The organism is Aeromonas australiensis, from assembly GCF_000819725.1.
Lineage (GTDB): Bacteria > Pseudomonadota > Gammaproteobacteria > Enterobacterales > Aeromonadaceae > Aeromonas > Aeromonas australiensis.
Window position 1 is genome coordinate 41451 of record NZ_CDDH01000070.1, and the last position, 9210, is coordinate 50660.

Annotated in this window: 11 protein-coding genes; 1 reads left to right on the plus strand and 10 read right to left on the minus strand. The window is 62.6% G+C overall.

Features of this window, described 5'->3' with window-relative positions:
* Positions 1-74: 74 nt before the first annotated feature.
* The 8 genes from BN1117_RS12240 to BN1117_RS12275 form a co-directional block, all read right to left on the minus strand.
* Positions 75-683 carry an HvfX family Cu-binding RiPP maturation protein gene (locus tag BN1117_RS12240; protein ID WP_040097734.1) on the minus strand — a complete coding sequence of 203 codons (609 nt, stop codon included), beginning with the start codon at positions 681-683 and terminating at the stop codon, positions 75-77.
* Positions 680-1474, minus strand: coding sequence for an HvfC family peptide modification chaperone (locus BN1117_RS12245; protein ID WP_040097735.1), 795 nt, complete (start codon positions 1472-1474; stop codon positions 680-682). The genes BN1117_RS12240 and BN1117_RS12245 overlap by 4 nt, the downstream gene beginning before the upstream one ends.
* Positions 1467-2324 carry an MbnB/TglH/ChrH family RiPP precursor modification enzyme gene (locus BN1117_RS12250; RefSeq protein WP_040097737.1) on the minus strand — a complete coding sequence of 286 codons (858 nt, stop codon included), beginning with the start codon at positions 2322-2324 and terminating at the stop codon, positions 1467-1469. Before BN1117_RS12250 ends, BN1117_RS12245 begins: the two co-directional genes overlap by 8 nt.
* The gene (locus tag BN1117_RS12255) at positions 2312-2638 is read right to left on the minus strand and encodes a hypothetical protein (protein ID WP_040097739.1); all 327 of its coding nucleotides are present in this window, start codon (positions 2636-2638) and stop codon (positions 2312-2314) included. Before BN1117_RS12255 ends, BN1117_RS12250 begins: the two co-directional genes overlap by 13 nt.
* Entirely contained in the window at positions 2631-3590 is a 960-nt protein-coding gene (locus BN1117_RS12260; protein ID WP_040097740.1) for an MBL fold metallo-hydrolase, read from the minus strand. Before BN1117_RS12260 ends, BN1117_RS12255 begins: the two co-directional genes overlap by 8 nt.
* A 128-nt stretch (positions 3591-3718) precedes the next feature.
* Positions 3719-3829, minus strand: a complete 111-nt coding sequence (gene cydX / locus BN1117_RS12265) for a cytochrome bd-I oxidase subunit CydX (protein ID WP_005337572.1) — start codon at positions 3827-3829, stop codon at positions 3719-3721.
* A 16-nt stretch (positions 3830-3845) separates the two neighbouring features.
* The gene (gene cydB / locus BN1117_RS12270) at positions 3846-4985 is read right to left on the minus strand and encodes a cytochrome d ubiquinol oxidase subunit II (RefSeq protein WP_040097742.1); all 1140 of its coding nucleotides are present in this window, start codon (positions 4983-4985) and stop codon (positions 3846-3848) included.
* Complete coding sequence (locus BN1117_RS12275) at positions 4985-6556, minus strand: cytochrome ubiquinol oxidase subunit I (protein WP_040097744.1); 1572 nt, start codon at positions 6554-6556, stop codon at positions 4985-4987. Before BN1117_RS12275 ends, cydB begins: the two co-directional genes overlap by 1 nt.
* A 122-nt stretch (positions 6557-6678) precedes the next feature.
* On the opposite strand from BN1117_RS12275, the gene BN1117_RS12280 reads away from it, so the two are divergent.
* The gene (locus BN1117_RS12280; protein ID WP_040097745.1) at positions 6679-8094 is read left to right on the plus strand and encodes an aminotransferase-like domain-containing protein; all 1416 of its coding nucleotides are present in this window, start codon (positions 6679-6681) and stop codon (positions 8092-8094) included.
* Positions 8095-8187: 93 nt separating this feature from the next.
* Here the strand turns inward: BN1117_RS12280 and BN1117_RS12285 are convergent, their stop codons facing one another.
* Both BN1117_RS12285 and BN1117_RS12290 read right to left on the minus strand, forming a co-directional pair.
* Positions 8188-8646 carry a GNAT family N-acetyltransferase gene (locus BN1117_RS12285; RefSeq protein ID WP_040097747.1) on the minus strand — a complete coding sequence of 153 codons (459 nt, stop codon included), beginning with the start codon at positions 8644-8646 and terminating at the stop codon, positions 8188-8190.
* 154 nt (positions 8647-8800) lie between these two features.
* On the minus strand, positions 8801-9210 hold a 410-nt coding region (locus tag BN1117_RS12290; protein WP_040097749.1), incomplete at its 5' end, for a tellurite resistance TerB family protein.

A 9210-nucleotide genomic window follows, 5' to 3' on the forward strand; every position in this document is an offset into this window, starting at 1 on the left:
ACTGCCTCTTCCTTCATCAAATAAAAACGAGCGGCTTATGCCGCTCGTCTCTCTTCACGCTCTGTTATGTGTTGTTATGCCGTGCGGGAGACCACGTCCCCCTTGTTCACCGCCCGCGTGAGCCAGTAGTCGAGGCTGACGTAGCGGCCCCCGCCGTAAACCAGCAGCACCAGCAGCATCACGAAGTAGGTAGCGGCAAACTCCATCCCGTTGTTGAGCATCACGGGATCCCCGAGCTCGGTGATGTAGTTGTAACGACCGGGGAAGTTGGCGGCCAGCCACTCGATAAAGCCGTTGAGGCGCACAGTGGCCTCCATGCTGCCGGTGGCGATGGCATCCCAGCCGTGCTTCCAGTGCACCATGGCGCTCGCCACGCTCATCAGGAAGATGGTGGGAATGGCCATGATGCGGGTAAAGAGGCCAAGGGCGATGCAGATGCAGCCCAGCACCTCGGTGCCGGCCGCCAGAAAGGCGAGCAGGGCCGGGAACGGCAGGTTGAGCCCCCCTTCCGAGACCGGCGCACCAAACCAGGCAACCGTGCCGGCAAAGCCCATCACCTTGGAGTGGGCCCCCACATAGATGACTGGAATGAGATAGAGACGAATGGCCAGCAGGGCCAGAAAATCGAGCCGCTTGCACTGGGCTACCGCCCGCTCGTACCACTGGATAAGGGTGTTGTTCATGGGAATTCTCCTTGGTGTTTGCTAAATGGGGGCAAGGGAGTGCCAAGCTGGCGCTCGCCAATGGGCAGGGTAAGCAGACCCAGCCGGTGAAAATGGCGTGCCCACTCGATCAGATCAAAGTCGCTGCGAACCTGTTGAACCTGTTGCTGGAATGCGGCTTGGGTGATCCCCGGTTGCTGTTGCAGCAGCTGGATCAGCGCCACATCCCATTCGCGCAACCGCAGGGTCACCACCCGATGATCCGGGCTGCGAAACAGGCCATAGAAGTGGTTGCCCTGCCGGGTCGGCACCACACCGCTGCGACGAATGGCAAAGGGGAGCTCCAGCAGTTGCAGGGTGGGATTGAGCACAAACGAACTCTCCGCCGTCACCTCAACCCCCGATATAACTTGCGGCACCACCCCTTGGTCAATCTCGACACAGAAGCAGGCCCACTCGTACTCCAACAGCGCCAGCCGCTGCCGGGGCCAGTTGAGCGTCCCCTCGCGGTGGCCATCTTGCACATAACGGACGCACTCGGTGGCGATATGGTGAAAGGCCGGATCGAGGGCGCCATGGTGAGCGACAAAGCCATCCACCAATGTGCGCTGCTCGTCGGGAGTCAGCCCCGCCAGGGTCAGGACAAAGCAGCTCTCCAGCACCGACTCCACATTGGCGCGCACACTGCGGGCATAGTGGCTGGCGATGCCATCCTGCGGCAGCCGCACCCGGCTCGCCAGCCAGGCGGTCTGCTGCTGCATCCGCTGCGGTGCCGTTTTGGGCGCAGTGATCAGTGATAACCGTCTATCCATAGCGCACCTCCCACACCTGACGGTCGATCGCCTCGCAACAGGCGCCGTGCACCCGCGCCAGCTCCGCCTCCAGCTCTGCCAGCGGTGGCAGATGGTGATCCCGCTCCAGCAGCAGGGGGCGCAGGCCGTGGGTCTGCACCGTATAACGGGCCAGCGCCACCACCTCCTCACAGACCGGACGACCATGGGTATCCAGCAAGGTGCCATCCGCCTCTTCCAGATGACCGGCGATATGGAAGTAACGGATCGCATTGCTCGGCAGCCCGGCGATCATCCGCTTGGGGCAGTAACCGTGGTTGCGGCTGTTCACAAAGACGTTGTTGATATCGAGCAGCAGCTCGCAACCGCTGCGCGCCACCAGCTCGGCGAGAAAATCCTCCTCCGGCATCTCATGGTCATAGCCGTGGTAGTAGGAGATATTTTCCAGCACCAGCGGGCGGGCCAGCGCATCCTGCACCTGCGCGATCCGCTCTGCCAGATAGGGGATGTTCTCCCACTGCCGCGGCACCGGTAAGAGCTCGTAAAGATACCCCTGCTGGTCGCGGGAAAAGCTCAAATGCTCGCTGTAGATCTCGATGCCGAACTCATCCAGAAAGGTGCGGATCTGGCTGAGCAGGGTGCGATTGAGGGGCTGACAGTCGCCGAGAGAGAGGCTGAGCCCATGGGCCACCAGCGGGTAACGCTCGGCCAGCTGATGCAGCTGATCCCGCTTGGCGCCGCCGATGGCCATCCAGTTCTCCGGCGCCAGTTCGAGAAAGTCGATGCCAGGGCGGACGGGGCCGGCGCAGAGCGCATCCAGATGCTCCTGACGCAGCCCGATCCCCCGGCTGCGGGAGCTTATTGGCCGCATACCCCCTCCGTCATCTTGCTGCCCTTGCTGGATGTATTGCCATCAATCCCCTCTCCCCCTACGCCACACTTGCCATCGCGAGCGCGCACCAGCCGCCCCTGTGGATCACTGTCGAGGGCTTGCTTTTCAAAGCGCTTCTCGGTACCGCACTTGCCCGCCGCGCACTTGCCGCCGTGCTGTTCGCTGGGGGCGGCTTTCACCGGCGCATCGCTCGGGGTGGCCGCCAGCGCCAGGCCCGGGGTCAGGACAATCAGGCTGGTCATGGCGATGGAGAGGGTCAGTTTGTTGGTTTTGTTGCTGCTTGAGTTACTCATGGGTGGACTCCTTGACGGATGAAACGGGGTAGCTGGAGAGATCGCGGGCGGCCACGATCTGACCGTGGAACTGCTGTTTGACGATGGCCATCGCCTCTTTCTTGTGATTGAGGCCAACCCCCATCCAGTGGTTGAGCACCAGCAGCTTGGGGTTCACCTCGGCGGCAATCTTGGCCACCACCGACGGCTTGGCGTGAAGCGAGGCGGAGACCGGATCAGCCCCTTCGTGGATGGCGAGCGGCATCACCAGAATGTCGGCCCCCTTGGCAAACGGCACAAAGGCCGGGTTGCTGCCATTCTGATCTGCAGAGATAACGATGGTCCCCTCGGCGCTCTCGATGCGATAGGCCAGACAGGGCACGTCACCGTGAGGGATGCCGAGGGCGGTGATGGTCAGCCCATCCTGCTGATAGACGGTGTGGGGCTGCGGGCTCTGGTAGGGCACATCGTGCAAGGTGATGGGGAAGAGGCCATCGGTGCCATCCTTGAAGCCACTCAGGTAGGCATAAGCGCCCTTGTCTTTGTTGAAGAGGGCATCAAAGTAGCCGCTCATGCTGGGGAAGGCCGAACCGGCCTCGGGCCCCGCCAGATCCAGCGGATCGCTGCGCTCGAAGAAGTAGGCCCCCTTGAGCAAGGCGGGCAGGTCGGTCACATGGTCGGTGTGAAAGTGGGTGATGCCGATAAAATCAACCTCTTCGAGCTTGGCCCCCGCCTGGCCGAAGCGCAGGTAGACGCCGCCACCGGCATCGATCAGGATGCGGGATTTCCCCTTCCACCAGATCACCTCGCTGGAGGAGGCACGCAGGTCGTCGGAGATGGGGCCACCACTGCCGAGCACCTGCAGGGTGAAGGTTTTATCCAGTGGCGTCAGTTGTACTGGTTCGGCACAGGCCTGAGCCGCGGCAAACGCGCAGCCGATGGCCAGCGCCACCGCTTTCAATCTCTGTTTCATCACAATTACCTCTCGGTTGGTTGTCGGTTGAAAGTGTGTCGTTTGTGTCGTTTAAAGAGGGGGAGAGAGGGGCCGATGGCGACGTGTGCACGCCAACCACCGGCCGTGGCGGGGCGCGAGCCCCGCCGTCAGTTACCGTCCCGTTCGTCCGCCTGCCAGCGCGCTTCCAGCCAGAGCAGGTTGCACAGGCCCAGCAGCAGGGCGAAGCCGAGGCCTAAAATCCAGGTGAAGTACCACATGGCGTCTTCCTTATGGTCAGTAGAGTTGATGGCCGTCGCGCTTGATGCGGGCACGGTCGAGCTTGCCGCGCACCACCCGATAGACCCAGCCGGTGTAGCCCAGGTTGATCGGCATCAGCACCAGCACGAGGCCGAACATAATGGCCAGGGTCTTGTAACTGGAGGTGCTGTCCCACAGGGTCAGGCTGCTGACCGCATCGAGGGATGAGGGCAGCACGAAGGGGAACAGGGCGATGGCCACCGAGCAGAGCATGGCGGCGCAGGCAATGGCGCTGGCCAGCAGCGCAATCCGGCCCCGCTCCAACCAGGAGGTAAGCCCGCTCACCAGCGGCGCCAGCGCCCCGATGATCGGCATTAGCCACAGCAGCGGATAGTCAAAATAGTTGCGCAGCCAGCCACCGGCGTGGGGGATCACCCCCTTCATCAGCGGGCTGATAGCAGCATTCGGGTCAAAGGGGTGTGTGCCCACACCGGTCAGCTGAAACCCTTGCAGATCCACCAGATGCCAGCCGGCCAGCAGGTAGCAGAGGGTCACCAGCGGGGCCAGCAGGATGGCGATCCCCCGTGCGCGCAGTGCAGGAGTGCCAGTCACCTTGGCTTGCAGAAAACCGGCGCCGTGCAGCAGCAACAGGCTGATGGCAGTGGCCAGCACCGAGAGCAGCCAGCCCCAGTGGAAGTCGAAGGCGCCATAGTGCAGACGCAGCGCCGTGTCGAAGCGAAACGGCAGCCCCTCCATCACCAGACCGATAGCCGCACCGAGGATGAGCGCCGGTATCAGGCCACCGGCCACCAGCGCCCGATCCCACCAGCGGCGCCACACCGGATCGGCCAGCTTGCTGCGATAGTCAAAGCCGACCGGACGCAGAAAGAGCCCAAGCAGCAGCACCACCATGGGGATGTAAAGCCCCGAGAAGGCGGCGGCATAAACCAGCGGCCAGGCGGCGAACAGGGCGCCGGCACCGGCAATCAGCCACACCTGATTGCCCTCCCACACCGGTCCCACGCTGTTGATCACCAGACGGCGGTCGTCGTCATCTTTCGACACCACCGGCAGCAGCATGGCGATGCCGAGATCGAAGCCATCCATCACGATAAAACCGACCATCATGAAGAGCAGCAGCGCCCACCAGATGAGTTTCAGGGTTGCGTAATCCATCAGGCGATCCTCGCAAGTTCGGGTTGTTCACCGCTGTAGCGGCCGGTATGGAGAATGGCGGGCCCCTTGCGGATCACATGGCGCAACAGGAAGAGCTCCACCACCAGCAACAGGGTGTAGATAGAACAGATGGCGATCAGGCTGAACCAGAGTTGGCCCGGCTGAAGCAAAGAGACCGAGGCCGAGACCGGCAGCACGTCGCTGATGGTCCAGGGTTGACGGCCGAGCTCCGCCACCAGCCAGCCCGCCTCGATGGCAATCCAGGGCAGCGGAATGCTCCAGAGCAGGGTCTTGAGCAGCCGTGGCGAGTCTTGCAGCCGGTTGCGGCAGAGCTGAACAAAGCTCACCACCATCAGCCCCAGCATGGTGACGCCAAGCCCCACCATCACCCGAAAGCCCCAGAACAGCGGCGCCACCGGCGGGATGGAGTCATCGACCGCTTTGGCAATCTCTGCCTCACCGGCCTTGGCGATATTGCTGGCATAGGGGGTGAGCAGCATGCCGTAGCCGAGATCCTTGCCGTGTTGCTCGAAGCGGGCGCGGTTGGCCGGGCTGTCATCACCCTGCCGGATCTGCTCGAGGGCCTCGGCCGCCACCATGCCGCTGCGAATGCGCGCCTCGTTCTGCACCTTGATATCCTTGAGGCCGGTCACCGCCTCGTCGATGGAGCGGGTAGCGATGATCCCCATCAGATACGGGATCTTGATGGCGGCGTGGGTGGTTTGCGCCTGCTGATCCGGGAAGCCGAACAGGGTAAAGGAGGCTGGCGCTGGCTCGGTCTCCCACTCCGCCTCGATGGCGGCGAGCTTGACCTTCTGCACCTCGCCGGTGCGATAGCCCGACTCATCCCCCAGCACAATAACCGAGAGGATGGCGGCCAGCCCGAAGCCGGAGGCGATAGCGAAGGAGCGCAGGGCAAACTGCACCTCGGTCTTGCGCAGCAGATACCAGCTGCTCACCCCCATCACAAACATGGAGGCCGCCACATAGCCCGCCGCGACGGTGTGAACAAACTTCACCTGCGCCACCGGGTTAAACAGCACGGCGGCGATATCCACCAGCTCCATCCGTTGGGTCAGCAGGTTGAACTCGGCACCCACCGGGTTTTGCATCCAACCATTGCCGATCAGGATCCAGAGCGCCGAGAGGTTGGAGCCGAGCGCCACCAGCATGGTTACCAGCAGGTGCTTGCCGCGGGAGAGCTTGTCCCAGCCGAAGAAGAAGAGTCCCACCAGGGTCGATTCGAGGAAGAAGGCCATCAGCCCCTCGATGGCCAGCGGGGTACCGAAGATGTCCCCCACATAGTGGGAGTAGTAAGCCCAGTTGGTGCCGAACTGAAACTCCATGGTGATCCCCGTGGTGACCCCCATGACGAAGTTGATGCCAAACAGTTTGCCCCAGAAGCGGGTGATGTCCTGATAGATCACCTTGCCGGTCATCACATAAGCCGACTCGGCGATCACCAGGATCCAGGACAGCCCCAGGGTGAGGGGCACAAACAGGAAGTGGAACAGGGCCGTGGCGCCAAATTGCAGGCGAGACAGGCTGACCACGTCATCCGGATTGATCATGCGTCACTCTCTTTTGTTGTATTTGCCTTGCACGTTTCGTGCGTGACAAGTACATCACGGAGCATGACACCTATAACAGATGCAGTTATATTGAATTACACCTATAACAGTTGATCCAGATCATGTCCCTTTACCAGCAGTTGGCCGACCGCCTGCAAAGCCAGATCGACGAAGGCATCTGGCAACCGGGAGAGCGCATCCCCTCCATTCGCCAGAGCTGCAAGACCCACGGGCTCAGCCCCATGACGGTATTGCAGGCCTATCAACTGCTTGAAAGTCAGGGGCGGATCCTCGCCCGCCCCCAGTCTGGTTACTACGTCAAAGCCACCTCACCACAGGTCGTGCAGCACACCCCGAGCCAGACCCACTACAGCGGCTCGGTGGATATCAACGATCTGGTGTTCGAGGTGTTGCAGGCGAGCAAATCGCGGGATCTGGTGCCCCTTGGCATGTCGGTAGCAGACCCGACCCTGTTCCCCCATCCCCAGCTCGGACGGGCGCTGGCCAGCTGCATGCGCAAGCTCGATCCCTTCAGCACGGTGGCCGATCTGCCCCCTGGCAACGAGGCGCTGCGCCGCGCCATCGCCCAGCGCTACGCCAGTGACGGGGTGGCGGTCAATCCGCAGGAGATCATCATCACCACAGGCGCCATGGAGGCGCTCTCCCTCAGTCTGCAGGTGCTGACCGAGCCCGGTGACTGGGTGGTGGTGGAGTCCCCCACCTTCTATGGCGCCCTGCAGGCCATCGAGCGGCTGAAACTCAAGGCGGTGGAGATCCCGGTCATTCCGGGGGTGGGTATCGATCTGGCGCTATTGGAAGACGCCCTCAGCAAGATGCCGATCAAGGCGTGCTGGCTGATGGGCAATGTGCAGCACCCGCTCGGCCACACCATGCCCGATGCGCACAAAGCGCGGCTGATGGCGCTGCTCAACCTCTATGCCGTGCCGTTGGTGGAGGATGATGTCTATGCGGAGGTCTACTTCGGCCGCGAGCGGCCCAAGCCCATCAAACATTGGGATCGACGCGGCGACAGCCTGCTCTGCTGCTCCTTTTCCAAGTGCCTGGCGCCGGGCTTTCGGGTCGGCTGGGTGGTGGCTGGGCCCCATGCCGAGCGGGTGCAGCGGCTGCAACTGATGTCCACCCTCTCCACCAATGTGCCGAGCCAGCTGGCGCTGGCCGAGATACTGCGCCAGGGCGGGGTCGATGCCCACTTTCGCCGCCTGCGCCACACCCTGGCCCAGCGCCAGCAGCAGATGCGGGCAGCTCTGCAACGGCTGTTGCCCGGCGAAGTGCAGATCTCCTCCCCCGATGGCGGCTACTTCCTCTGGCTGGCGCTGCCTGCCCATTTCGACAGCCGCGCCCTGCACGCCAAGGCTCTGGGCAGCGGTTTTTCAGTGGCCCCCGGCGCCCTCTTCTCCAGTCAGGGGCAACACAACCACTGCCTGCGCCTCAACAGCTCCCATCCTTGGAGCGAACAGCTGGAGCAGGCCCTCACCCGGCTGGTGGCGCTAATTGCCACGCAGCTCGGCGAAAAGTAACGAGGCAAAGAGCCGCTGGCGAAACGAACAAAGGCCCGCAACGGGCCTTTGTGGTTGGAAAGTGACGCGCCCTGGCTCGCCATAACAAACAGCTCATCTGGCCATGATCTGCGACTGCACCTTGAAGCCCAGCGCCGCGTAGAGCGCTTGGGCCCGCTCGTTGAAGGCCATCACCTCCAGCCGGATTTGCTGAGCATCACGGGCCTTGGCCCACGCATCACAATGGGCGATCAGCGCCTTGCCAATCCCGCGAGAGCGGTGCTGCTCATCCACCACCACAGAGCCGATGCGGCAAATCGGCGCACGGGTGAGAAATGGCACGCTCTCATTGATATCGATCCGCGCCGTCAAAAAGCCCACCACCCTGCCATCCTGCTCGGCAACACAGAACAGACGCCCTTCCGCGCCGATGGCGCTCAATAAAAACCCCCGTTCCTCTGGTGACGGCGGGCAGAACACCTCGGGATAGTGCTGATGGTGGATCTCTCCTATCTGCCGGTTCAGCTCGACAATGGCGTCGATATCCAGTGCGGTTGCCTTGCGTATCTCCAACGGTTGCTCCTTGCAAAAATGGTGATAGTCCTGCGCCATCTTAGGGGCTGTGCCCCGCAATCCAAATAGACTTATCCGCATCTTTTGACGAGCCTCAGAAACAACAACGCCCCTTGAGCGGGGCGTTATCGGCAATCCATGGCGATGAGGGATATCAGGCGGGGGCGTTAAGCTGGGCCACCTGCCGCTCGATGCTGCCTTTGAGGTTGTCATCGAGTTTGAGGGCGCGTGCCAGCTCGTCGAGATAACCGCGCTCCATAAAGTGATCCACTTCGATGGCGAGCAGGGAGGCGAGATAGACCTCGGTGGCCAGCTCCATATCGGTCACTTCCCGCGCCAGCGCGTGGGGATCGAGGGGACGGGCCAGCTCGGCGTCAATCCAGCGGGCCGCATCGCTCTGGCCCTGTTCGGTCAGGTACTCCTGAATTTTCTGGCGCTCGGCGCCGTCGATATGGCCATCGGCCCGGGCCGCGGCCACCATGGCGCGTACCAAAAGCGCCGCGCGGGCATCCAGCGCATTGCCTTCCAGCCCACTGATGGGATGGGTGGGCTGGAAGGCAATGC

What these genes read in the sequence shown, in the direction of transcription:
- BN1117_RS12255 (WP_040097739.1), bottom strand. Translation starts at nt 2,638, where the DNA reads ATGAGTAACTCAAGCAGCAACAAAACCAACAAACTGACCCTCTCCATC.
- BN1117_RS12250 (WP_040097737.1), bottom strand. Translation starts at nt 2,324, where the DNA reads ATGCGGCCAATAAGCTCCCGCAGCCGGGGGATCGGGCTGCGTCAGGAG.
- BN1117_RS12245 (WP_040097735.1), bottom strand. Translation starts at nt 1,474, where the DNA reads ATGGATAGACGGTTATCACTGATCACTGCGCCCAAAACGGCACCGCAG.
- BN1117_RS12280 (WP_040097745.1), top strand. Translation starts at nt 6,679, where the DNA reads ATGTCCCTTTACCAGCAGTTGGCCGACCGCCTGCAAAGCCAGATCGAC.
- BN1117_RS12260 (WP_040097740.1), bottom strand. Translation starts at nt 3,590, where the DNA reads ATGAAACAGAGATTGAAAGCGGTGGCGCTGGCCATCGGCTGCGCGTTT.
- BN1117_RS12240 (WP_040097734.1), bottom strand. Translation starts at nt 683, where the DNA reads ATGAACAACACCCTTATCCAGTGGTACGAGCGGGCGGTAGCCCAGTGC.
- cydX (WP_005337572.1), bottom strand. Translation starts at nt 3,829, where the DNA reads ATGTGGTACTTCACCTGGATTTTAGGCCTCGGCTTCGCCCTGCTGCTG.
- BN1117_RS12275 (WP_040097744.1), bottom strand. Translation starts at nt 6,556, where the DNA reads ATGATCAATCCGGATGACGTGGTCAGCCTGTCTCGCCTGCAATTTGGC.
- cydB (WP_040097742.1), bottom strand. Translation starts at nt 4,985, where the DNA reads ATGGATTACGCAACCCTGAAACTCATCTGGTGGGCGCTGCTGCTCTTC.